Here is a 22,959-nt window from a genome sequence, read left to right as displayed (position 1 = left end):
TCGCCGGGCGTGCGCTCGGCCCTCGGGGTGGTGCGCCGGGGCGCGCGGGTGGCGAGCGACAACTGTTCACTTGTCACCACCCCTCGTATGACCATAAGTTAGCCGCTTGCGAGGTGTCCTACTGTCAGTGGGGGGAGCTTTATCGTGGCCGCGAACGGACGGCACCGCAGATATCAGCCCAGCCGGATCAACCGTGTTTCGCTCACGGTGACGGCAGGAGGTGCGGGCATCGCGCTCCCGCTCCTCACCGCTGCCTCGGCGGGCGCTGCCACGACAGATGTGTGGGAGAAGGTCGCCGCCTGCGAGTCGACCGGGAACTGGCACATCAACACGGGCAACGGCTATTACGGGGGCCTGCAGTTCACCGGGTCGACCTGGGCCGCCTACGGGGGCACGGCCTACGCCGCACGGGCCGATCTGGCGACCAAGGACCAGCAGATCGCCGTCGCCGAGAAGGTGCTCGACGGACAGGGCCCTGGAGCCTGGCCGACGTGTTCCGTACGAGCCGGCCTGAAGAAGGGCGGTGACGCGCCCGACATCGCTCCGCAGTCGAAGCGCCGGGTCGCCGCCGAAGCCGGCCAGGACAAGGCGTCGGAGTCCGGCCTCACGCCGAAGAAGACCGCGCGTGACGCGGAACCGGCGAAGGCGACACCGACCGCCGTGACCGGACAGCGCGAGTCGTACACCGTCGCGCACGGGGACTCCCTCTCCGGCATCGCGTCCGCCGAGCAGGTCCGGGGCGGCTGGCAGCGGCTGTACGCGGCCAACCGCACAGTGGTGGGCGCCGACCCCGACCTCATACTCCCGGGACAGCGGCTGAGCCTCGACGTGGCCGCGACGCCGCGGACGGCCCCGGAGCAGGAGTCCGCCCCGAAGGCCACGGAGAAGTCTGCACCCAAGACCACGAACAAGGCCACGAACAAGGCCACGAACAAGGGCACGGAGGGACCGGCGGCGAAGCCCGCCACTCCCAAGGTCACGGAGAAGCCGGCGGCGAAGCCCGCCACTCCTCAGGTCACGGAGAAGCCCAGGACCGCCGCCCCCAAGAAGGAGGCGAAGCCCGTCCAGGCCGAGAAGCGGGCCTCCAAGCCGCGATCCGGCCTCACCGCCCCCGTGTCGGCCCGCACCGCCACGCCGTACCGCCAGGCCGGCTCATGGTCCAGCGGCTACCACACGGGCGTCGACTTCCCGGTACCCACCGGCACCTCCGTCAAGGCCGTGTCGTCCGGAAAGGTCGTCTCGGCCGGCTGGGCGGGCGCGTACGGCTACGAGATCGTCATCCGGCACAGCGACGGCAAGTACAGCCAGTACGCACACCTCTCCTCACTCCATGTGCGCGAAGGCCAGCAGGTCGGCAGCGGCCAGCGGATCGCGCGCTCGGGATCCACCGGCAACAGCACGGGACCGCACCTGCACTTCGAGATTCGTACAGGCCCCGGTTACGGATCGGACATCGACCCCGTGGGCTACCTCAGGGCTGGTGGCGCCAGCGTCTGAACGGCCCCTTCCGGGCCCTTTAAGTCACCCCGGCGAGCCTGGCCGGCAGCAGGCCGACCGCCGCCGAACCTTAGGCGCCCGCCATCGTGGTCCAGGGGCAGGGTCAGCGGGAGAGAGAGCGCCGTGGGTGCCGGGAAGGGGTCCGGCAGTACCGCCACCCCCTGCGGATCCGCGGGTTTCGCCGGCTCGGGCAGCACGACCCGGTGCGGCTCGCCCGAGCCCTCGGCCGGGGTGTCGGCGTCCGGAGTCGGCGTACGCCGCTCCGCTCGCGCCCGCTCCGTGGTCAGCAGCACCAGACCGGCGGCCGCGAGCGCACCGCACCCGAGGGCGACCAGGGTGCCCGCCAGGCCGTGGCGGAACTGCTCGCCGAACATCGTGAGGCCCACGGCGGCCGCCACGACCGGGTTGACCACAGTGACCGTCGCGAGCGGCGCCGTCAGCCCGGCGCCCCGGTACGCGGCCTGGGAGAGCAGCAGCCCCGCGGCGGCGAGCCCGGCGATGACCAGGAGCGTCGGCAGCCCGGAGGTCACTGAGCCGGATGTCCACTCCATCGCCACGGTCTTCGTGAACACCGACGCCATGCCGAAGGCGACTCCGGCGCCGGTGGCCAGCACCACGCTGCGCGGCATCGGCCGGTGCAGCCCCTTGGCGAGCACCATCAGGACCACCACGGCACAGAACGTCCCGGTCGCCAGCATCAACTGCTCCGGACCGGCCAGCGTGTGGGACCCGGCGCTTCCCGTGAGAGCCAGCAGCCCGGCCAGGCCGACCGTGGCCATCAGGGCACCGCGCCAAGCCGTCCGCCCCGCCTTGCGGCGGACGAAGAGCGCCGCCATCGGAAGCGCGAAGACGATCGTGAGGGCTCCGAGCGGCTGTACGAGACTGAGCGGTCCGTACGCCAGCGCCACGACGTGCAGTACCGCTCCCACACCGTTGAGAGCGACCGCGACCCACCAGGTTCCGTTGCGCAGCGGTGCGTACGGGCGGCTGTCACCGGCCGCGGCCACGCGCTCCTGGACGATCGCACCGGCCGCGTAGGCGACCGCGGATACCAGGGACAGCAGCACGGAAAGCGCGAGGGAACTCATGTACACCACGATGTCCCGTCGGAGCCGCCGAGTCGTCAGCCCTGAGGCGGCGATTCGGCGTACTGCTCCAGTAGTACGTCCTTCACTCCAGGGTCCTCCTCCCGACGGTAGTCCTCCTTGCCCGAGGGCTCAGAAGTTCACCGGGAAGGTCGACGTGGAGCCACGGGACGGTCCGCGCCACATAGAGGGCACCGTGCCGGACACCGCGGCTACGGCATCGCTCAGGTGCTGAGCGTGAACTCGGCGCGGATGCGTTTGCCGACGGGCACCCGCTCGGCCGTGAGCCGGTCGCAGAGCGCGACCACGATCTCCATGCCGTGACCGCCGAGGCGGGCCGGGTCGGGTGAGTAGAGCACCGGGAGCGCGGTGCTGCTGTCGTACACAGTGACGCTGATGCGACGGGCGTCGCCCTCCAGCTCCAGCAGATACGGACCGTGGCTGTAGCGATCAGCATTGGTGACGAGCTCGCTGACCGCCAGCATCAGGTCGCTGCGGGTGTGCTCACCGAGGACCGCGAGCCACTCCGCCGCGAGCCGCGCCAGAAACCGGTCGGCGAGCGCACGGGCCCGCGCTATGCATCCGGGTTCGCCGTCGAACACCTCGGCGGTGAGCAGAACCTCCGTGGACGGGGCCCCCTGGAAGGGATTGTCCGGCCGTGAGGTGGCCTGTTCGTTCATGTGCTCCAGCCAGGCGCCGCAGGGGAGGTCTTCGACCTCTTCTCGCCGTTCGTCTACCCGCGTCGAGAGATCCCACTCCGGGAGATCCCTGCAGATCTTACGCACGCGGAGGCAGCCTGACCACGCTCACGAAGAAGTCGTCGATCTGGCGGACCGCCCCGATGAACTGCTCCAGGTCGACCGGCTTGGTGACATAGGCGTTGGCGTGCAGTTTGTAGCTGCGGAGGATGTCCTCCTCGGCCGAGGACGTCGTGAGGACCACGACCGGGATCAGTGCCAGTTCCGGGTCGGTCTTGATCCGCTCGAGCACCTGCCGGCCGTCGTACTTGGGCAGATTCAGGTCGAGAAGCACCAGGTCCGGGCGCGGCGCGTCGCCGTACTTGCCCTGACGGTAGAGGAAGTCCAGTGCCTCCTGCCCGTCGCGCACCACATGGAGGGTGTTGCGGATCTTGTTGTCCTCGAACGCCTCACGGGTCATCAGTTCGTCGCCGGGGTCGTCCTCGACGAGCAGGACCTCGATGGGCTTGACGGCGTCGTTCAAGGGGTGTCTCCCGACCGGGGGGTGAGCGGGGCGGGGGCGAGCAGCTCCGCCGTGGTGTGCGTGGGTGCCTCAGGGAGGACGGGCAGGGTGAAGTGGATGAGTGTGCCCTCGGTCTGCTCCGGATCCAGCCAGATCCGGCCACCGTGGAATTCGATGATCTTGCGGCAGAGGGAAAGCCCGATTCCGGTCCCCTCGTACTCGTCACGGGCGTGCAGGCGCTGGAAGATCACGAACACCTTGTCGGCGAATTCCGGCGCGATCCCGATGCCGTTGTCGGCCACCGTCAGATGCCAGTTCTCCCCCTCGCGGACACACCCGACGGTGATCCGGCACGGGACACCGGTCCGGCGGAACTTGACCGCGTTCCCGAGAAGGTTCTGCCACACCATCGTGAGCGACGTCGAGTCACCGAGCAGTTCCGGCAGCGGATCCTCGCGTACGACGACGGCTCCGGACTCTTCGACGGCCAGGGTGAGATTGGACAGGGCCCGGTCCATGGCCGCCTCCAGGGCGACGGGCTTCCAGCTCTGCTGCACCCGGCCCACCCGGGAGAACGTCAGCAGGTCGTTGATGAGGACCTGCATCCGCTTGGCGCCGTCGACCGCGAAGTCGATGTACTGCCGGCCGCGTTCGTCCAGCTCCGAGCCGTACCGCTTGTCCAGCAGCTGGCAGAAGGAGGCCACCTTCCGCAGCGGTTCCTGGAGGTCGTGGGAGGCCACGTAGGCGAACTGTTCCAGCTCGGAATTGGACCGGCGGAGCTCCGTGGTCTGCTCGGCCAGCAGCGTCTCCCGCTCCTGGGACTCGGCCAGCTCCGCGACCAGACGCCGGCGCATGTCCTCGGCCGCCGCGGCCACCGCCCTGACGTCCGACGGGCCCCGGACCTCGATCCTGCTGTTGAAGGCGCCCGACCTCACCTTGTCCGACGCCTCGGTCAGCGCGAAGAGCGGGCGGCCCACCATGCGCTGCAGCAGCAGACTGAGGGACACGACGGCCAGCACGAAGCCGATCAGCAGGGCGATGAGCACCCGGTCACGAGTGGTACGCGCGTCATCGAGCTCGGCGCGGGCGTGGTCCCGTGCGTCGTCCAGGTGGCTCTGCTGAGCGGTGTACCACACGCGCAGCGCGTCGAACTCCTCCTTGCTCCGCTGAATGGGGACCGAGGACGCGCCGGTGGGCCCGCTCGCCCGCACCGACGCGATCAGCGGCTCGGCGCGCAGGGTCCGCCACTGCTGGGACGCCCTCTCGATCCGGTCCAGGTCCTCGACGTACGGCTGCTCGGAGCCGATCAGTGAGCGCACCCGGGCCAGCCGCTCCCGCTCGGTCCGCATACCCGACGCGTAGGGCTCCAGGAACGAGGTGTCACCGGTGAGCGCGAAACCGCGCACCCCGGTCTCCTGGTCGACGAGCGAGTTCTGCAGCTGGAACGAGGCGGAGCGGGCGGGCTGGATGCGGTCCACCAGATCCGTGGTCCGGTCGGAGATACGGGCGAGGACGATCCCGCCCACCACGAGACATGCGCAGACCACCAGCACGAAGCCGGCCAGGATCAGATGGACCCAGTTCTGCACCGACAGCCGGGATATCCGGCTCGTCCGTCCCGCCGTGGGCTTCTCCGCGCTCATGAGCCCGCCTTCCAGCCCAGATGGAGGACGGCGACGTCATCGGCCAGTCCGCCGTACGGAGAGGCGCTCTCGGTGGCCTCGGCGACCAGCGCGTCGACGAAGGCGCGGGGTTCGAGCGCGCCGTACTTGCCGGCCATGGCCAGCAGACCGTCCTCGCCCAGCCGGGAACTGGGCCCCGTACGCCCCTCGAACAGGCCGTCGGTGAACAGGACGAGTTCGCTGTCGGGGAAGAGGTCCACATTCGTGATCGTCCAGCGGCCGGCGCCGGGCAGGAGGCCGAGGGCCATGCCCGCGTCGGGCTCCACCCAGTCGACCTCCGTGCCACGCCGCAGCAGAAGCCCGGGATGCCCCGCCCGCGCGACGAGCACCTTGTCCCTGCCCGGCGGAAAGACGAGCGTGGTGACGGTGGCGAACACATGGGGATCCGACCGCTCGGCGACGAGTATCCCTTCCAGGAGCCCGATCTTCTCGAGCTGCGTCACACCGGTCAGTACGGCCGTGCGCCACGCGACCCGCAGGCAGACACCCAGGGCCGCCTCTGCGGCACCATGACCCGACACATCGCCGATCACGGCGTGCACCGCGCCGTCGGCGGTCTGCACCACATCGTAGAAGTCGCCGCTCAGCAGCCCGTGGGCGCGCCCGGCCTCGTAGCGCGCGGCTACCTGGAAGCTGTCGTCCAGGAGGAGCGGAATCGGCAGCAGGGCGCGCTCCAGACGGGCGTTCTCCTGAGCGATCAGCCGGCTGGTCCGCATCGCGGACGCCGACCGCTCGGCGTGCTTGCGCTGGAGGGCGTAGCGGACCGCGCGTCCCAGCACCTCGGGATCGATCCGTCCCTTGACGAGGTAGTCCTGGGCGCCCTGCGCCACCGCGGACAGCCCGGTCTCCGACTCGTCCAGGCCCGTCAGCACGATGACGGCCGCGTCAGGCGCGGACTCGACCAGCTGACGGACGGCGTCGAGGCCGTTCACATCGGGCAGGTGCAGATCCAGCAGGACACAGACCGATGTGTCACAGTGCAGCAGAAACCGCCGGGCCTCGGCCAGCGTCTTGCACCAGGTGAGCGGGGCATCCAGCTCGCTGTCGGTGAGCAGCTCCTCGACCAGGAGTGCGTCCCCGGAGTCGTCCTCGACCAGAAGAAGCGCCGCGTCGACGTCCCAGACGGACGCGGCGCCGACGGTCGGCACCTTCTGCTGCTGCGGAATCCCACCCAGCTGCTGCACACCAGCAGAGGTGCCCAACGGCGACTCAGCCACACTCCACCACCTCCGACGGACGGCACGGGAGACCCACGGCCGTTTCGGCGTGAAGCATATGTGACTGAGGCCCGGCCACCAGGCCGGGCCTCAGTCCTCCACCACGTACCGCGTCGATCAGGCCTCTACGCTCATACCGGTACGCAGGCGCTGGACGATCCTGCTGAGCAGGCGCGACACATGCATCTGGGACACGCCCAGCTCCGCACCGATCTGGGCCTGCGTCATCTCCTGGCCGAAGCGCATGCGGACGATCTTCTGCTCCCGCTCGTCCAGCTGGCGCAGCAGCGGAGCCAGGGTGTGGAGATTCTCCACGCTCGCCATCCCCGGATCCTCCTCGCCGAGGAGTTCGGCGTAGGCGCGCTGTTCGCTGCCCGACTCACTGTCGGCGCTCGGGGTGTCCAACGAGCCCGCCGAGTAGCCGTTGGCGGCGACGAGCCCCTCGATGATCTCCTCCTCCGGGAGATCGAGATGCGCGGCGAGCTCCGCGACCGTCGGGTCGCGGTCGAGCTCCGCCGACAGCTGCTCCTTGGCCTTGGCCAGCTCGACCCGCAGCTCCTGCAGCCGTCGCGGCACATGCACGGACCATGTCGTGTCGCGGAAGAAACGCTTGATCTCACCGACGATGTACGGCACCGCGAACGTCGCGAATTCGACCTCGCGCGACAGGTCGAACCGGTCGATGGCCTTGATCAGGCCGATCGTCCCCACCTGGATGATGTCCTCGACGTCGTCACCGCCCCGGTTGCGGAACCGGGAGGCGGCGAAGCGCACCAACGACAGATTCATCTCGATCAGCGTGTTGCGCGCGTACTGGTGCTCGTGGGTCCCCTCCTCGAGGACCTGGAGCCGGTCGAAGAAAAGCTTCGACATGGCCCGGGCGTCCTGCGGGGCCACCTTGCCTGCGTCCTCGATCCATGGCAGTGCGGCCGCGTCGGGAACCGCTCCCGCCTCGTCGCGTCGCGTCGCCGCTGCGCCGATCGCTTCGGTGGTTCGCACTGACATGGCCGTCATGGTGTCGCCCTCCCTGGAGTCCGATGCAGTGACGAGCGCTTGCCCGGCTTCGCGGAAGTCATGCCAGCCGGTTCCGAACATTTTTCGTGAGGAGGCACGACAGGGCCGAATGGAGGACGCGAATGTCACAATGAGTGCCCGTATGGGCGATTTGCGTGACCCAATCCGGCGATGTGTGAGTCAGGCCTCGTTCCGGGCGCTGTGGTGTTTCGGAAGCGGAGGAGTGGACCGCTTCGGCGAGACATCGCGACCCCCTCTCGGTCAGCGAGGACGGCGGATGACAGCCGAACGGAGCAACACCCGACTCATGGCAGACTTGACCGGGGCATCCGGCCCGTGCGTGCCTGCCCTCGTCGGCTCCCGGCCGGATCACTCCCCACCGAATCCCGAACAACGGCATGAGTGACGAGTGACAGAGGAACGGCAATGACGGTGACACAGGACAGCCAGGAGCTCGCTCCGGGTATCGACGGGTTCGGTCCCGGTATCGACCCGGAGCGGCTGGCCGTCTGTCTGAGCGTGCTCGACGAGCTGGACACCATCGAGGTCGACCACCCGGACGCCGTCGCCGTACGGCGGGCCACCGCCGGTGTATACCGCACCGTGAAGCAGCGCCGCCGTCAGGAGCGCCGCGCCGCCAAGACCGCGCACGACAAAGCCGTCACCGAGGCCACGGCGACCGGCTCCGCCGAGCGCATCGACGACGAGACGCAGGGCGTCCTCCCGTCGTCCTCGGCCGGAGCCGAGATCGCCGGCATACTCCAGCGCCCCAGGTCCTGCTACATCTGCAAGACCCGGTACGTCGAGGTGGACGCGTTCTACCACCAGCTTTGTCAGCAGTGCGCCACGGAGAACCGCGGCCGGCGCGACGCGCGCACCGATCTCACCGGACGCCGGGCCCTGCTCACCGGCGGCCGCGCCAAGATCGGCATGTACATCGCGCTGCGGCTGCTGCGTGATGGTGCGCACACCACCATCACCACCCGCTTCCCCAACGACGCCATCCGCCGCTTCAAGGCGATGCCGGACAGCGACGAGTGGATCCACCGTCTGAAGATCGTCGGCATCGACCTGCGCGACCCCGCCCAGGTCGTCGCGCTCGCCGACTCGGTCGCCGCCGAGGGTGCGCTGGACATTCTGATCAACAACGCCGCGCAGACAGTCCGTCGCTCCCCACAGGCCTACAGCGAGCTGCTCGCCGCCGAGTCGGCGCCGCTGCCCGCCGGTGAGCTTCCTGTCGCCCAGGTCCTCGGTACGTTCGGCAGCGGTGCCGTCGACCGCGTCGCCGCGCTGCCCGGAGCGCGCCGCGAGGGTCAGGGTCTGAGTGCGCAGGATGTGACGGATCTGGCCCTGGTGACCGGGTCCGCCTCGCCGGCCCGCATCGCCGCGGGCACCGCGATCGACGCCGGCGGTCTGGTCCCCGACCTCCACGACACGAACAGCTGGATCCAGACCGTCGAAGAGGTCGAGCCGATCGAGCTCCTCGAGGTCCAGCTGTGCAACTCCACGGCCCCCTTCATACTGATCAGCCGGCTCCGCCCGGCGATGGCCGGGACCGCGTCGAAGCGCGCCTACGTGGTGAACGTCTCCGCGATGGAGGGCGTGTTCAGCCGTGGCTACAAGGGTGCGGGGCACCCGCACACCAACATGGCCAAGGCCGCGCTGAACATGCTGACCCGCACCAGTGCCCAGGAGATGTTCGAGAAGGACCGCATCCTCATGACGGCCGTCGATACCGGCTGGATCACGGACGAGCGGCCGCACCCCGACAAGATCCGCCTCGCCGAGGAGGGTTTTCACGCCCCGCTCGACCTCGTCGACGGGGCCGCCCGGGTCTACGACCCGATCGTGCGCGGTGAACAGGGCGAGGAGCTGTACGGCTGCTTCCTGAAGGATTACGCCCCTGCTGGCTGGTGAGCTCGGACGGCTCCGCGCCTCCGTCCTCTGCTCACACCTCCGGCGTCATTCGCACCTGTGGTGACAAGCGGCACGGCGGTTGCCCTCAGAAACACGGGGCAGCCGTCGTCTTGTTGGCTGAAAGTGACCCAGGACACACGTTCTGTCGAGCGGGACGGTGCTCATTTGGTTAGTCTGAGTGGAACGGACGCCACCAAGGGACCCACGAAACTTCCTCGGCCGTCCTGGGACAGGTCTGTAAGCAGTCCGCCGTCCCACCCCGTACCGGCGCCACCGCGACCGAACTGTTTCTGCCCCTGCCCCGCAGAGGGCGGTCGACACGGTTCTCACAGCCGCTGCGTCGCCACCGCCCGGGGCTACGCGACACGAAGGAGTCCGCGGTGACACCTGACATCACGAAGACCGAGACGCGCCCGGCCGAGCTGGCCGGAACACAGACCCCCCGGCCCGAGAAGCTCCGGAACATCGAGGTCTGGGCCAGATCGGCACCGATCAGGCTGGCCGGTTACGAGGACGATCTGGCCGAGCCGCACATCCTGCCCGGAATCGACTGATCGCCCCGCCTCTGTTCGAGCGGCGCCTCGGCTCCCTGCCCCCGTTTCCGGACGGGGGCAGGGGCACGACGAATCGTGCTCCCACTGCTTCGGCCGCGCGTGCCATGGGGCCCTCAGCGGCGGCCGTCACCCCCTCCCGGGGTGTGCCCGCCCGGCCGTAGCGGAACCGGCCGGGCCACCGGCCGCATGAAGTCGCGTACGTAGGTCCGGTCCCACCAGCATCCGGAGGCCCGCAGCTCATGCCGGTCCGTGAACCGGTAGTGGAAGACCCTGGCCCGGACATGGGCGGGCGGTTCGCCGGGGAACGGGTTGTGACCGAGCAGCCGGAGGGTGTCCCGGTCATCCCGCAACAGCCGTTCGACGAACGGTCCGAACCAGGCCCGGGCGTACGCGGGGGAGAGCGCCGCGAACCACATCATCCAGTCCAGCCGCAGATGGTATGGGGCGAACTGACGCGGCAGCCTGCGCGGATCGCCGGGCTTTCCCCGGAAGCCGTACTCGAGCCAGCGCGTCCCCTCGTGGATCACCGCCTCCTCGGTGCCCTCGACCACCACCTCCAGCCGCATCCTGCTGATGCTCCCGAAGGCCCCGTAGGTGTTGACCAGGTGCAGCGGGTCGAAGGACCGGTTCATCACCTGCCGGCGGGAGAGCAGATTGCGCGCCGGACGGTAGCTGAGCCCCAGGACGAGCGCGGTGACCGCGAGGACGACCACCTCGTACCAGAGGGGCGATCCCGGCTGTGCGGGCGGCGGGCCGGCGATCGGTGACCAGTCGACCGCGGCGAGGGCGATGGCGACGGTCAGCCAGTTCAGCCAGGCGAAGTTTCCCGACAGCACGAGCCACAGCTGGGTGACCACCATCAGCCCGGCCGCGATGCTCGCCACCGGCTGCGGGGTGAACAACAGGAACGGCACCACGAGCTGGGTGACATGGTTGGCGGCGGCCTCCGCCCGGTGCGCGGGCTTCGGGAGCCGGTGGAAGAACCAGCTGAGCGGTCCCGGCATCGGCTGGGTCTCATGGTGGAACTCCAGGCAGGTCAGCCGCCGCCAGCACTCGTCCCCCCGGATCTTGATGAGGCCGGCGCCGAATTCGACCCGGAAGAGCAGCCAGCGCAGCAGCCACAGCACCAGCACCGGTGCCGCCGTGTCGTCGTTGCCGAGGAACACGGCGAGAAAGCCCGTCTCCAACAGGAGCGACTCCCAGCCGAAGCCGTACCAGACCTGGCCGACCTGGACGATCGACAGGTACAGCACCCACGGCACCGCCCACAGAGCCATCGCCGCACCGAGCGGCACGTAGGCGTCCAGGCCGGCCACGAGGGCCAGCGACACCGCCGCGCCCGTCCAGGCGGCCAGCGCGAAGAAGCGGTCGGAGTAGTGCAGCCGGAAGAGCCCGGGCGCCGCCTTCCACGAGGTGCGCCGCAGGAGGTCGGGCACAGGGAGTATGCCCCGCGAACCGATCAGCGCACGGAACTGGAGCGCCGCGCTGACGAACGCGACCAGGTAGACGACGGCGAGCGCCCGCTGGAAGATCAGCCTGCTCAGCCAGTAGCCATCTGCGGTGAACCACTGCATCCTCCTCAGTATCCGGGGTCCCCCGCCCCTCGGACAGCCGACACGACCCGGCGCAGTGTGGCGGCGAGCCGACGGGCGTACCACAGCTGGACCATCGGGACGAAGGGACCGGCCAGCCGGGTGTACCAGGAGGCGGGCCGTGAGAACGCCATGACGGTGAACCACACCGTTCCGTCGTCCGCCAGCTCCACCACGAAGCTCTCCTCCCCGCACTCCGGATGCCGCACCCGGGTGCCGTACGCGAAGCCCGTACGGTCCCGCTCGTACGCGGCCCAGACGATCTCGCAGGGAGCGGCGAGGCGGAGCGGTCCGATGCCGAGCGACACCTCGACGGTGACTCCGGTGCCGGCCCGTGCGCCGGAGGCCTCCACCCGGGCTCCCGAGGCGCGGTGCATGCGCCACTCGGTGACTGCGGCGCCCGCGGCCTCGAAGTCCGCCCTGCCCCTGCCGACCGCGGCACGGTGGCGCAGATGGTTGTAGCCGTCCGGGAGCGGTCCGAGCCGGGTGGCTCCGACCTCGGGGTACGTCAGGGTGCTCATGCGGTCCTGCCTTCCGGGTGGGTGAGGTCCTGGAGCCTGCGCCGGGCGAGCAGCGCGCAGAATGCGCCCAACGGGACGATCACCAGCATGCCCAGCCTCACGATGATTCCGACCAGTACGGACATCGTGCCCACCCCCATCCATGCGTACGAACAGGACTCAATTGAACATGTTCAATCAGCGTCGCCGAGCATAGAGGTCACGCTGAACGCGTTCAAGGCGCTGATTCGATGGAGCAATCGGACAAATAATGGCAGAGTGGCGCACATGGATGATCGGGTAGCGGGTGCCCTGTCACTCCCGGACGACTGGCCCGCCCACCCGGACCTCAGCCTCGCCCTGAACCGAATGGGCAGCTTCGACTGGGATCTGGACAGCGGCCTCATGCATATGGACGAGCCCGCCCTCGATGTGTTCGACCTGCGCCCGGGGGAGTACGACGGCCGCCCCGCGGCGCTCGCGCAGCGCGTCCCCGCCGACGAGGCGATCCGGCTCGACGACATGGTCTCGCAGGCCCTCAAGGGCGGAAGGAGCAACTACGGCGCGTACTTCCGCAGGACGCAGCGCGACGGTTCCCTGTGCTGGACCCATACGCAGGGGTTCATTCGCCGCGACGGCACCGGGCGGCCCCGCCGCATCATCGGGATCATCCGTGACGCCACCCAAGAGCTGGCCAGCTCTTGGGCGGTGCATTCGGCCACCCAAGAGCTGGCCGAATGCACCGCCCACCGGACCGTCGACGAGGAACGGCAGCGCCGTACCAGCCTGGTCGAAAGCACCACGGCGGCGCTGGCGCACGCCCGGACGGTGAAGGACGTCACCGACGTACTGAAGAGCTCCCAGGGGCTGGCCGATCTGGGCGCCACCAGCCTCGTCATGGGGCTGCTCGAATCCGGGCGCGTCCATCTGGTGGCGGACGGTCCGGAAGGGGCGTACGTGCAGGGCACCCGCTACACCCGGACCGACGACCCCTATCCGATGAGCGAAGTGATCCGCACGCTCACGCCCTGCTTCATCGAGACACCCGAGGACTTCGCGACCTCGTACCCCATCCTGTGGCCGCACATCAGCCATCTCGGCATCACTGCCGCCGCCTACATGCCGCTCATCGCCCAGGCCCGCCCGATCGGCGCGCTGGGGCTCCTCTACGGCAGCAAGGCCGGCTTCACCAGCGACGAGCGGAACCTGCTGGTGGCCCTCAGCAGTTCGATCGCCCAGAGTCTCCAGCGGGCCATGCTGTACGAGCAGGAGCACGACCTCGCCGAAGGGCTCCAGCAGGCGATGCTGCCGAGACGCATCCCCGACGTACCCGGGGCCCAGGTCGCCGTCCGCTACCGCTCCGCCCGGCTCGGCAGGGACATCGGCGGCGACTGGTACGACATCATTTCGCTGCCCGGCGGGCGCGTCGGAGCCGTCATCGGTGACGTACAGGGGCACGACACGCACGCGGCAGCCGTCATGGGGCAGCTCCGGATCGTGCTGCGCGCCTACGCGGCCGAGGGGCACAGCCCGGCCACAGTCATGGCGCGGGCGTCCGTCTTCCTCCACGAACTCGACACCGACCGGTTCGCGACCTGCACCTACGCCGAGGCCGATCTGACCACCGGCGTGGTGCAGATGGTCAGGGCGGGGCACGTCGATCCGGCCCTGCGGGACGTCGACGGGAGCTGCCGCAGACTGCCGGTCGACGGCGGGATGCCCCTTGGGCTCTCCGCGGAATTCGGGCAGCTGGAATACCCCGTCAGCACCATCGACATGGATCCGGGCCAGACGATGATCCTCTACACCGACGGCATGGTGGAGCTGCCAGGCACCGACCTCGACGAGGGCATGGCGCTGCTGGTCTCAACGGTCCGCGACGGTCCGCAGGACCTCCAGAGACTCGCCGACCGGCTCTGCGGGGTCGTCGACGAGCGCGGCGGCGAGGACGACATGGCGGTGCTGCTGCTGCGCCGTGACGCGGTCCACGCCCCCCACCCGGGGGGCGGCCGGCTCCAGCAGCACGTCGCGCAGAACGACCCGGAGGCGCTGACCTCCGTCCGCCACATGATCCGGGCGGCGGTGCGCGCCTGGGGGGCGAGGAGCCGGGCGGACGAGGTCGAGCTCGCGGCCGACGAGCTGATCACCAACGCGCTGGTGCATACCGACGGCGGTGCCATCGTCACCATCCGGGTGCTCACCGGACCCGAACGCCGCCTCCGGGTCGATGTCGAGGACCGTTCCAGCGCGCTGCCGCGCCGCAGGGACGCGGGGGAGTCCGGAGTCTCGGGCCGCGGGCTCATGCTCGTCGACCGGCTGGCCGACATCTGGGGAGTGGAGTCCCGGGGCAGCGGCAAGTGCGTGTGGTGCGAATTCGTCATCCCGGAGCAGCGGTAGCGGCGCTGCCACAGCACCCCGAGACTGTAACGGTGCGTAATATGTCCATACTTGAACGTAACCGAAGGGTTTGACCGATCCCGCCGTTCCGCTGTCGAAGACGTGAGGCCCCGTTGAGTACCGAGCTTCTGGCACCTCTTGATCTGGCTTTCTGGCACTTGGAATCCGACGCCCATCCGATGCACCTCGGCGCGCTCGCCGTCTTCGACCCGGTGTCCGGCGTGGCCCCACGGGACCTCCTCGAGCTGCTCGGCGCCCGCGCGGCCGCGCTTTCCCGGCTGCGGATGCGGGTGCGCGACGTCCTGCTGCCCGTCGGCGGCGCGGCCTGGTTCGCCGACAAGGAGTTCGACGTGCACCGGCACGTCAAGCGGGTCGTGCTCCCCGCCGGCGACTTCATGACGGAGACGACCCGGCTCGCCGGTGAACTCATGGAGCGGCCGCTCGGGCGGGGCCTGCCACCCTGGCAGATGTACCTCTTCGACAGCCTGGGTGACGGCCCGTTCGCCGTACTCGTGAAGCTGCACCACGCGCTCGCCGACGGGATGCGGGCCGTTGCCATCGGCGCCGGCATCTTCGATCAGATCGCCTCCGCGGGCGCCGGCCGCGGCACGGCGCGCCGCCGGACACCTGTACCGCCCCGCTCCTGGCTGCCCGGCCCGTACGAGGCTGCGGGCATGGCGATGGGCCGTCTCGGGGACGTCGGCCGGGCACTGGGGGTCGGCGCCTCCGTCGTACGCGCCAGCCGCCTCGACCTGCGCGCCACCACGGCACTGACGGCGCGCTCCAGCGGCACGCGCCGGCTGGCCACGGCCGAACTCGACGCCGAAACGGTCCAGCGCATCCGGCGCACCGAGGGCGGTACGGCCAACGACGTCCTGCTCGCCGTGGTCGCCGGCGCGCTGCGCCGCTGGATGCTCGAACGCGGCGAGCCGCTCCCGGGGGCCGACCCGCGCGCACTGGTCCCCGTCTCCCGGCGCCGGCCCGGTGGAGCGGCCACCGGCAACAGGCTGTCCGCCTACCTCCTCGGGCTGCCCGTCGGTGAAGCCGACGCCCGGGAACGGCTGCGCCTCGTGCGTACGGGCATGGACCGCAACAAGGCCGCCGGGCCGCTGCGCGGCGCGGGCGCCGTCGCCGTACTGGCCGACCAGCTGCCCGCGCTGGCCCACCGGTTCGGAGCGCCGCTGGCGGGGAACGCGGCCCGGATGCTCTTCGACATCCTGGTCACCAGCGTGCCTCTGCCCCGCTCGGCCCTCTCGTTCGGCGGCTGTCCGCTGCGCGCCGTCTACCCCATGGCGCCGCTGGCCCGCGGCCAGTCACTGGCCGTCGCCCTGTCGACGTACGGCGGACGGGTGCAGGTCGGACTGGTCGCCGACGGGAAGGCGCTGCCCGATCTCGACCGGCTGGCTTCCGCGGTCCAGGAGGAGCTGCACGACCTGCACGCACTCGTACCCATGGTGCCCGCACCGGCCTGAGGGCCGATCCGCCGGATCCTGTTGACGCGGCCGATTGATCCGATGAATAGTCCTGTACGGACCATCAGGCATCACCGGCGGGGGCGGCATGGCCATGCGGCGCATCAGGCTCGGACACAGCGCGGTCGAGATCACCGAGCTCGCCTTCGGGGCGGCGGCCATCGGCAACCTCTTCACCGAGGTCGATGAGGGGCAGGCAGCCGCCGCCGTGGACGCGGCGTGGGACGAGGGCGTCCGCTACTTCGACACGGCACCGCACTACGGCCTCGGGCTCTCGGAACGCCGTCTCGGCGAGGCCCTGCGTGACCGGCCCCGGGACGCCTACGCGGTGTCCACGAAGGCGGGCCGCGTGCTCGATCCGCTGACCCCGGCCGAGGCTACGGCCCACCGAGATCTGTCCGACGGGTACGCCGTCCCGCATACCCACCGGCGCCGCTGGGACTTCAGCGCCGACGGCATTCGCCGCAGCATCGAGGACAGCCTCGGACGCCTCGGCCTCGACCGGGTCGACATCGTCTATCTGCATGACCCCGACAACCACGGTGAGCAGGCCTTCCGTGAGGGTTACCCGGCGCTGGAGAAGCTGCGCGCGGAGGGCATGGTCGGTGCCATCGGGGCCGGTATGAACCAGACCGCGATGCTCACCCGTTTCCTTCGCGAGACCGACGTCGACGCCGTCCTGTGCGCAGGCCGCTTCACCCTCCTCGATCAGAGCGCCCTCGACGCGCTGCTGCCGGAGGCGGTCGCCCGGGGCCGCAGCGTCGTCGTCGGAGGTGTGTTCAACTCCGGGCTGCTCGCCGATCCGCGCCCCGGCGCGACGTACGACTACGCGGCGGCCCCCGCGCCCCTCCTGGAGCGGGCTCTGCGTATCCGTGCCGTCGCCGAAAAACACGGTGTTCCCCTGCGTGCCGCCGCCCTGAACTACCCGCTGGGTCACCCGGCCGTCGCCGGGGTTCTCGTCGGCACCCGCTCTCCGGACGAGGTGCGGGACGCGGCGGCCCAGCTCCGCACGCCGGTACCGCACGCGCTCTGGGTCGACCTGCGCGCGGAAGGGCTGCTGTGACATGACGCCCCTGCCGGTCATCGACGCCCACCACCATGTGTGGGACCTCGCAGTGCGCGACCAGGACTGGATCACCGGCGAGGAACTCGCCCCCATCCGCCGCACCTTCACCCTCGACGACCTGGAGCCCGAGGCCCGCGCCGCGGGGGTGGTCGCGACCGTCCTCGTCCAGACCGTCGCCGTCGCCGAGGAGACCCCCGAGTTCCTCGCGCTCGCCGACCGCAGCACACTCGTCGCGGGCGTCGTCGGCTGGACCGACCTCACCGCGCCGGACATCGCCGACACCCTCGCCGGACTCCGCGCCCTGCCCGGCGGCGGCCGGCTCGTCGGGATCCGCCACCAGGTCCAGGGCGAACCCGACCCGGAGTGGCTGCTGCGCCCCGACGTCCTGCGCGGACTGAGGGCCGTCGCCGCCGCCGGACTCGTCTACGACCTGCTCGTCCGGCCCCACCAGCTGCCCGCCGCCGTCCGTGCCGCGGCCTTGCTGCCGGATCTCACCTTCGTACTCGATCACGCGGGTAAGCCGCCGGTGGCACGCCGGACGACGCGCCCCTGGGCCGACCACCTGCGGGGACTCGCCGCACTGCCCAATACCGTCTGCAAACTCTCCGGCCTGGTCACCGAGGCGAACCCGGGGTCCCGGACCGTCGAGGACCTGCGCCCCTACGCGGACACGGTCATCGAGGCCTTCGGCTCCGACCGTCTGATGTTCGGCTCCGACTGGCCCGTGTGCCGGCTCGCCTCCGGGTACACCGATGTCCTGGACGCGGCACGCGAGCTGACCGGCCGACTGGGGGAGGGCGGACAACAGTCGGTCTTCGCCGGCACCGCGCAGCGGGTCTACGGGCTGCGGATCCACGAACTGCGGGGACCCGCCGTCTGAACATGCGCCGTGCGTCCGGCGGGCATGCACCGGGCCGTTGCGGCAGGCTGGAGTCATGCCCGAACTGCCGGAAGTCGAAGCCCTGCGGGACTTCCTCGACGACCACCTGGTCGGCAAGGAGATCGCCCGCGTCCTGCCGCTGGCCATCAGCGTCCTCAAGACGTACGACCCACCGCCCACCGACCTGCACGGCGCGACCGTGACCTCCGTGGCCCGGAGCGGCAAGTTCCTCGACATCACGGCCGGACAGCTTCATCTGCTCATCCACCTCGCGCGGGCCGGCTGGCTGCAGTGGAAGGACAGCTTTCCCGCCGCCCCGCCGCGGCCGGGCAAGGGGCCGCTCGCCCTGCGGACCGTCCTCACCGGCGGCGACGGCTTCGACCTGACGGAGGCGGGGAGCACCAAGCGCCTCGCCGTCCACCTGGTGCACGATCCGGCGGACGTGCCCGGGGTGGCGCGTCTCGGGCCCGATCCGCTCGCCGACTCCTTCGACCGGGAGGCATTCGCGACGGTGCTCGGCGGGGTACGCCGGCAGCTCAAAGGAGCCCTGCGCGACCAGTCGCTGATCGCGGGCATCGGCAACGCCTACAGCGACGAGATCCTGCACGTCGCGAAGACGTCACCTTTCAAGCTCACCACCAGCCTCGGTGACGACGACATCACCCATCTGTACAACGCGATGCGCACCACGCTCCAGGACGCGGTCGAACGCTCCCGGGGCGTCGCGGCAGGCCGCCTCAAGGCCGAGAAGAAGAGCAGCATGCGCGTCCACGGCCGCACCGGGCAGCCCTGCCCCGTCTGCGGCGACACCGTGCTGGAGGTCTCGTTCAGCGACTCGTCGCTGCAGTACTGCCCCACCTGCCAGACCGGTGGCAAACCCCTCGCCGACCGGCGGCTGTCCCGCCTGCTCAAGTAGCGGCCCCGGCGCCAGCATCCGACCCCGCTCACCGGACCGGCCCGGACCGAACGAAAGGCCCTAAACTCCGGCCTCATGCTGCGCGTACTCGCCGTCGACGACGAAGAACCCGCCCTGGAGGAACTCCTCTACCTCCTGCGGGCCGACCCCCGCATCCGGAGCGCCGAGGGCGCCACCGGTGCCACCGAGGCGCTGCGCCGCATCGGGAGCGCCGTCGACGCCGGACCTGAGGACCCCTCGGCGATCGATGTCGTGTTCCTCGACATCCACATGGCGGGGCTGACCGGACTCGACGTCGCCCAGCTCCTGGCCGGTTTCGCCGCACCGCCGCTCATCGTCTTCGTCACCGCCCACGAAGGCTTCGCCGTGCACGCCTTCGATCTCAAGGCCGTCGACTACGTGCTCAAGCCCGTCCGCCGTGAGCGTCTGGCCGAGGCCGTCCGCCGCGTTGCCGAGCAGGTCGGTGAGCGCACCGCGTCCGTCCACGACGCGGCGGCCGACCAGGTCGCGGTGGAGCTGGGCGGAGTCATCCGTTTCGTGCCCGTCGACGACATCGCGTACGCCGAGGCGCAGGGCGACTACGCCCGGCTGCACACCGCGACCGGCAGCCATCTCGTCCGCATCCCGCTCACCACCCTGGAGGAGCGCTGGCGCTCCCGGGGGTTCGTCCGCATCCACCGCCGCCACCTCGTGGCGCTGAACCGGATCGACGAGCTCCGGCTCGACGCCGGCAGCATGAGCGTCCGCATCGGGGACGCGGAGCTCGCGGTAAGCCGTCGCCACACCCGCGCCCTCCGCGACCTCCTGATGCGGCAGACCGGCCGCTGACCTGGCTCTACCGGACCGGCCCCCCTTCCCAGGCGGGCCCTGCGCCGCCTAAACTCCGGGCCCATGTCCGCAGAGAGCACGCCCCGGCGCGAAGTGGTCATGGGTGAGCCCCGGAGGGTGCGTCCGCTGCCCCGCTACCGCGCTCAGTCGGAGATCGACGAGCAGACCGCCCTCGGCGGCGCCTACGTCCGCTCACTGATGCGCAGCCAGCTCCGAGCCGGACTCACCGTCTTCGCCGTGCTCGCCCTCGTGGCCGGAACCCTGCCCCTGGTCTTCGAGGCACTGCACAGCAACGCCCTCGTCTGGGCGGTGCTCGGCTTCACCACCGGTCCGCCGCTCATCCTCGCCGCCTGGTGGTACGTACGCAGGGCCGAGCGCAACGAGCGTGACTTCGCCAGACTCGTGGAAGGCCGCCCCGCACCGTGAGTGCCCCCGGCCACCCGGCAGCGGTGGTGGCGGTCGCCCTCGTCGTCCTGGCCACCGTCCTCGTCGGCGGTTTCGGGCTGCGGATCTCCCGTACCACCTCCGACTTCTACGTGGCGTCGCGGACCGTACGGCCGAGGCTCAACGCCGCGGCGATCAGTGGCGAGTACCTGTCCGCCGCCTCCTTCCTCGGCATCGCGGGCCTGGTGCTGGTGCACGGCCCCGACATGCTCTGGTACCCGGTCGGTTACACCGCCGGATATCTCGTGCTCCTGGTGTTCGTCGCCGCTCCGCTGCGCCGCTCGGGGGCGTACACCCTTCCCGACTTCGCCGAAGGACGGCTCGAATCACGGCAGGTGCGCAGGCTGGTCAGCGTGTTCGTCGTCGGTGCCGGCTGGGTGTACCTCGTCCCGCAGCTCCAGGGCGCCGGCCTCACGCTGAAGATCCTCACCGGTGCGCCCGGCTGGCTCGGAGACGTGCTCGTCGCCTCCGTCGTGGTCGTCGCCGTCGCGGCGGGCGGCATGCGCTCGATCACCTTCGTGCAGGTGTTCCAGTACTGGCTGAAGCTCACCGCACTGCTGGTGCCCGCGATCTTCCTGGTGCTGGCCTGGCAGGGCGACGGGCGCCCCCGGGTCAGCTTCGACGAGCAGATCTCCGTCTTCCGTGCCGACCATCCGCTCTACGCGACGTACGGACTGATCGTGGCGACCTTCCTCGGCACGATGGGTCTGCCCCACGTGGTGGTCCGCTTCTACACCAGCCCCAACGGCCGGGACGCCCGCCGCACCACCGTCGCGGTTCTCGCCCTGGTGGGCCTGTTCTATCTGCTGCCTCCCGTGTACGGAGCGCTGGGCCGCCTGTACGCGCCCGAACTCATGCGCGGCGGTGACGCCGACGCCGCCGTACTGCTGCTGCCCGCCCGGGTGATCGGAGGCCTCGGTGGTGATCTGCTCGGCGCACTCCTCGCGGGCGGCGCGTTCGCCGCCTTCCTGTCCACGGCGTCCGGACTTACCATGGCCGTCGCCGGGGTGATCACCCAGGACGTCCTGCCCTCGCGGGGCGTACGGCACTTCCGGCTGGCCACCGTCCTGGCCATCGCGGTGCCGCTCAGCGGCTCGCTACTGGTCAGCCGGGTGCCGGTGGCCGATGCCGTCGGGATGGCCTTCGCGGTCTCCGCCTCTTCCTTCTGCCCACTGCTCGTCCTCGGTATCTGGTGGCGGCGGCTGACCCCGCCGGGCGCGATCGCCGGGCTGCTGCTCGGCGGCGGCTCCGCGCTGCTGTCCGTGGGCATCACCGTCAGCGGAGCGGTGCGCCCACCGGGCTGGCCGCACGCCCTCCTGGCCTGGCCCGCCGTCTGGTCCGTACCGGTCGGATTCCTCGCGATGGTCCTGGTCTCCCTGGCCACCCCGGGACGTATACCGCCGGGCACCAACGCGGCCATGACCCGCTTCCATCTGCCGGAGGCGCTGACCTCGGGACGCATGCGATGACCGGGGCCGGGGTCGCCGTCATCGCCGTGCTCGCGCTGCTGCTCTTCGGTACGGGCTTCCTCCTGGGCCGCACCGCCCGTCCTGTGCGCACCAGCGATGTGGGCACACCCGTCGAGCACGCCACCTTCGAGACCCTGCACACGGCCTCCCTCGCGGCGCCCCCGCTGCGCGCGGGACTCACCGAGGAGAGCGCGCGCAGGTCGGCGCGCCGCCTGCGCTCACTGCTCGGCACCGATGCCCTGTGCCTCACCGACCGCGACCGGGTGCTGGTGTGGGACGGCGAAGGGGACCACCACGGCAAGGACGTGATGCACCAGGTGCGAGGGCTCCTCGCCAGCGGCAGGGACACCGCCTTCCACAGCGACTGCGGCGACCTCGACTGCCCCCTGCGCTGGGCCGTAGCCGTCCCGCTGACGGTCGACCACCGGGTGCTCGGCACGCTCGTCGCCTACGCTCCCCGAGAATCGGCGGTGCTGGCCAGAGCAGCGGGGGAGGTGGCCCGCTGGGTCTGCGTACAGCTGGAACTCGCCGAACTCGACCGCTCCCGTACGCAGCTCATCGAAGCCGAGATCAAGGCGCTGCGGGCCCAGATCAGCCCGCACTTCATCTTCAACTCGCTGGCCGCCATCGCCTCGTTCGTCAGGACCGATCCCGAGCGGGCGCGTGAACTGCTGCTGGAATTCGCTGACTTCACTCGCTACTCGTTCCGCCGGCATGGGGAGTTCACCACCCTGGCCGACGAACTCCACTCCATCGACCAGTATCTGGCCCTGGTGCGTGCCCGCTTCGGTGAACGGCTCTCCGTGACCCTCCAGGTCGCCCCGGAAGTGCTTCCTGTCTCGCTCCCGTTCCTCTGTCTCCAGCCCTTGGTCGAGAACGCCGTCAAGCACGGCTTGGAAGGCGCCGTCGCCCTTCCCCGGCCTCCGGCCGCCGTCCGTGCGGCGGACGCCCCGATCCGCATCACGATCAGCGCGCTGGACGCGGGTGCCGAGGCCGAAGTCGTCATCGAGGACGACGGCGCCGGGATGGATCCCGAGCGTCTGCGGCAGATCTTGCGCGGTGAGGGCGGCACCTCCTCGGGCATCGGCCTTCTCAACGTGGACGAACGGCTTCGCCAGGTCTACGGTGACGACTACGGGCTCGTCATCGAGACAGGAGTCGCAGCGGGCATGAAGATCACTTTGAGGCTGCCCAAGTACCGTGCGGGCGTACACGGTTCATGACCGCTT

General features: G+C 70.4%; 21 protein-coding genes. 12 read left to right on the top strand and 9 right to left on the bottom strand.

From position 1 onward, the window contains the following. Positions 1-144 precede the first annotated feature (144 nt). Positions 145-1,497: a transglycosylase family protein gene (locus ACWD04_RS21070; RefSeq protein WP_451134053.1), complete on the top strand. Its 1,353-nt coding sequence runs from the start codon at positions 145-147 to the stop codon at positions 1,495-1,497. Here the strand turns inward: ACWD04_RS21070 and ACWD04_RS21065 are convergent. The 6 genes from ACWD04_RS21065 to ACWD04_RS21040 form a co-directional block, all read right to left on the bottom strand. After that, positions 1,467-2,585, bottom strand: coding sequence for a DMT family transporter (locus tag ACWD04_RS21065; RefSeq protein ID WP_451134051.1), 1,119 nt, complete (start codon positions 2,583-2,585; stop codon positions 1,467-1,469). The two genes, ACWD04_RS21070 and ACWD04_RS21065, sit on opposite strands and share 31 nt — an antisense overlap. Before the next feature lie 221 nt (positions 2,586-2,806). Further along, complete coding sequence (locus ACWD04_RS21060) at positions 2,807-3,262, bottom strand: ATP-binding protein (RefSeq protein WP_451134216.1); 456 nt, start codon at positions 3,260-3,262, stop codon at positions 2,807-2,809. Between the two features lie 97 nt (positions 3,263-3,359). After that, complete coding sequence (locus ACWD04_RS21055; RefSeq protein ID WP_451134049.1) at positions 3,360-3,803, bottom strand: response regulator; 444 nt, start codon at positions 3,801-3,803, stop codon at positions 3,360-3,362. After that, positions 3,800-5,425, bottom strand: a complete 1,626-nt coding sequence (locus tag ACWD04_RS21050) for a sensor histidine kinase (protein WP_451134047.1) — start codon at positions 5,423-5,425, stop codon at positions 3,800-3,802. The genes ACWD04_RS21055 and ACWD04_RS21050 overlap by 4 nt, the downstream gene beginning before the upstream one ends. After that, entirely contained in the window at positions 5,422-6,681 is a 1,260-nt protein-coding gene (locus ACWD04_RS21045) for a PP2C family protein-serine/threonine phosphatase (RefSeq protein ID WP_451134045.1), read from the bottom strand. The genes ACWD04_RS21050 and ACWD04_RS21045 overlap by 4 nt, the downstream gene beginning before the upstream one ends. A gap of 117 nt (positions 6,682-6,798) precedes the next feature. Beyond that, complete coding sequence (locus ACWD04_RS21040) at positions 6,799-7,695, bottom strand: RNA polymerase sigma factor SigF (RefSeq protein ID WP_451134043.1); 897 nt, start codon at positions 7,693-7,695, stop codon at positions 6,799-6,801. A 426-nt stretch (positions 7,696-8,121) separates the two neighbouring features. Here ACWD04_RS21040 and ACWD04_RS21035 point away from each other — a divergent pair, with 426 nt between their 5' ends. Both ACWD04_RS21035 and ACWD04_RS21030 read left to right on the top strand, forming a co-directional pair. Continuing rightward, complete coding sequence (locus ACWD04_RS21035) at positions 8,122-9,612, top strand: SDR family NAD(P)-dependent oxidoreductase (protein WP_451134041.1); 1,491 nt, start codon at positions 8,122-8,124, stop codon at positions 9,610-9,612. Positions 9,613-9,992: 380 nt separating this feature from the next. After that, on the top strand, positions 9,993-10,166 hold the full coding sequence (locus ACWD04_RS21030; RefSeq protein WP_451134039.1) for a hypothetical protein: 174 nt from the start codon (positions 9,993-9,995) through the stop codon (positions 10,164-10,166). Positions 10,167-10,279: 113 nt separating this feature from the next. Here ACWD04_RS21030 and ACWD04_RS21025 read toward each other — a convergent pair whose 3' ends face one another. From ACWD04_RS21025 to ACWD04_RS21015, 3 genes are read right to left on the bottom strand one after another with little or no spacing between them, the layout of a single operon-like run. After that, a complete protein-coding gene (locus ACWD04_RS21025) occupies positions 10,280-11,740 on the bottom strand; it encodes a lipase maturation factor family protein (RefSeq protein WP_451134037.1) in 1,461 nt (486 codons plus the stop codon). Between the two features lie 5 nt (positions 11,741-11,745). Continuing rightward, positions 11,746-12,279: a DUF1990 family protein gene (locus tag ACWD04_RS21020; protein ID WP_451134035.1), complete on the bottom strand. Its 534-nt coding sequence runs from the start codon at positions 12,277-12,279 to the stop codon at positions 11,746-11,748. Next, positions 12,276-12,404 carry a hypothetical protein gene (locus ACWD04_RS21015; protein WP_451134033.1) on the bottom strand — a complete coding sequence of 43 codons (129 nt, stop codon included), beginning with the start codon at positions 12,402-12,404 and terminating at the stop codon, positions 12,276-12,278. Before ACWD04_RS21015 ends, ACWD04_RS21020 begins: the two co-directional genes overlap by 4 nt. A gap of 142 nt (positions 12,405-12,546) precedes the next feature. Between ACWD04_RS21015 and ACWD04_RS21010 the strand changes: the two genes are divergently transcribed. From ACWD04_RS21010 to ACWD04_RS20970, 9 genes are all read left to right on the top strand, one after another. Then, a complete protein-coding gene (locus ACWD04_RS21010; RefSeq protein ID WP_451134031.1) occupies positions 12,547-14,655 on the top strand; it encodes a SpoIIE family protein phosphatase in 2,109 nt (702 codons plus the stop codon). Positions 14,656-14,768: 113 nt separating this feature from the next. Further along, positions 14,769-16,127 carry a wax ester/triacylglycerol synthase family O-acyltransferase gene (locus ACWD04_RS21005; RefSeq protein ID WP_451134029.1) on the top strand — a complete coding sequence of 453 codons (1,359 nt, stop codon included), beginning with the start codon at positions 14,769-14,771 and terminating at the stop codon, positions 16,125-16,127. A 94-nt stretch (positions 16,128-16,221) separates the two neighbouring features. After that, the gene (locus tag ACWD04_RS21000) at positions 16,222-17,190 is read left to right on the top strand and encodes an aldo/keto reductase (protein WP_451134214.1); all 969 of its coding nucleotides are present in this window, start codon (positions 16,222-16,224) and stop codon (positions 17,188-17,190) included. 1 nt (position 17,191) lies between these two features. Then, the gene (locus ACWD04_RS20995) at positions 17,192-18,073 is read left to right on the top strand and encodes an amidohydrolase family protein (protein WP_451134027.1); all 882 of its coding nucleotides are present in this window, start codon (positions 17,192-17,194) and stop codon (positions 18,071-18,073) included. 55 nt (positions 18,074-18,128) lie between these two features. Continuing rightward, positions 18,129-18,989: an Fpg/Nei family DNA glycosylase gene (locus tag ACWD04_RS20990; protein WP_451134025.1), complete on the top strand. Its 861-nt coding sequence runs from the start codon at positions 18,129-18,131 to the stop codon at positions 18,987-18,989. 75 nt (positions 18,990-19,064) lie between these two features. Then, positions 19,065-19,817, top strand: coding sequence for a LytR/AlgR family response regulator transcription factor (locus ACWD04_RS20985; RefSeq protein WP_451134023.1), 753 nt, complete (start codon positions 19,065-19,067; stop codon positions 19,815-19,817). A 63-nt stretch (positions 19,818-19,880) separates the two neighbouring features. Further along, positions 19,881-20,243 (top strand): hypothetical protein, encoded by a 363-nt coding sequence (locus tag ACWD04_RS20980; RefSeq protein WP_451134021.1) that lies wholly within the window; start codon positions 19,881-19,883, stop codon positions 20,241-20,243. Then, positions 20,240-21,730 carry a sodium/solute symporter gene (locus ACWD04_RS20975; RefSeq protein WP_451134019.1) on the top strand — a complete coding sequence of 497 codons (1,491 nt, stop codon included), beginning with the start codon at positions 20,240-20,242 and terminating at the stop codon, positions 21,728-21,730. Before ACWD04_RS20980 ends, ACWD04_RS20975 begins: the two co-directional genes overlap by 4 nt. Then, positions 21,727-22,953: a sensor histidine kinase gene (locus tag ACWD04_RS20970; RefSeq protein WP_451134017.1), complete on the top strand. Its 1,227-nt coding sequence runs from the start codon at positions 21,727-21,729 to the stop codon at positions 22,951-22,953. The genes ACWD04_RS20975 and ACWD04_RS20970 overlap by 4 nt, the downstream gene beginning before the upstream one ends. Positions 22,954-22,959 lie beyond the last annotated feature (6 nt).

Source organism: Streptomyces sp. NPDC002911, from assembly GCF_053591835.1.
The sequence above is the reverse complement of the archived record's forward strand: the minus strand, read 5'-3'. Positions and strand labels throughout refer to the sequence as shown.

Bases quoted from the DNA above. Each gene is read 5' to 3' on its own strand.
- ACWD04_RS21065 (WP_451134051.1), bottom strand. From the start codon at position 2,585: ATGAGTTCCCTCGCGCTTTCCGTGCTGCTGTCCCTGGTATCCGCGGTC.
- ACWD04_RS21060 (WP_451134216.1), bottom strand. From the start codon at position 3,262: ATGAACGAACAGGCCACCTCACGGCCGGACAATCCCTTCCAGGGGGCC.
- ACWD04_RS21050 (WP_451134047.1), bottom strand. From the start codon at position 5,425: ATGAGCGCGGAGAAGCCCACGGCGGGACGGACGAGCCGGATATCCCGG.
- ACWD04_RS21040 (WP_451134043.1), bottom strand. From the start codon at position 7,695: ATGACGGCCATGTCAGTGCGAACCACCGAAGCGATCGGCGCAGCGGCG.
- ACWD04_RS21035 (WP_451134041.1), top strand. From the start codon at position 8,122: ATGACGGTGACACAGGACAGCCAGGAGCTCGCTCCGGGTATCGACGGG.
- ACWD04_RS21025 (WP_451134037.1), bottom strand. From the start codon at position 11,740: ATGCAGTGGTTCACCGCAGATGGCTACTGGCTGAGCAGGCTGATCTTC.
- ACWD04_RS21020 (WP_451134035.1), bottom strand. From the start codon at position 12,279: ATGAGCACCCTGACGTACCCCGAGGTCGGAGCCACCCGGCTCGGACCG.
- ACWD04_RS21015 (WP_451134033.1), bottom strand. From the start codon at position 12,404: ATGTCCGTACTGGTCGGAATCATCGTGAGGCTGGGCATGCTGGTGATC.
- ACWD04_RS21010 (WP_451134031.1), top strand. From the start codon at position 12,547: ATGGATGATCGGGTAGCGGGTGCCCTGTCACTCCCGGACGACTGGCCC.
- ACWD04_RS21000 (WP_451134214.1), top strand. From the start codon at position 16,222: ATGCGGCGCATCAGGCTCGGACACAGCGCGGTCGAGATCACCGAGCTC.
- ACWD04_RS20995 (WP_451134027.1), top strand. From the start codon at position 17,192: ATGACGCCCCTGCCGGTCATCGACGCCCACCACCATGTGTGGGACCTC.
- ACWD04_RS20990 (WP_451134025.1), top strand. From the start codon at position 18,129: ATGCCCGAACTGCCGGAAGTCGAAGCCCTGCGGGACTTCCTCGACGAC.
- ACWD04_RS20985 (WP_451134023.1), top strand. From the start codon at position 19,065: ATGCTGCGCGTACTCGCCGTCGACGACGAAGAACCCGCCCTGGAGGAA.
- ACWD04_RS20980 (WP_451134021.1), top strand. From the start codon at position 19,881: ATGTCCGCAGAGAGCACGCCCCGGCGCGAAGTGGTCATGGGTGAGCCC.
- ACWD04_RS20970 (WP_451134017.1), top strand. From the start codon at position 21,727: ATGACCGGGGCCGGGGTCGCCGTCATCGCCGTGCTCGCGCTGCTGCTC.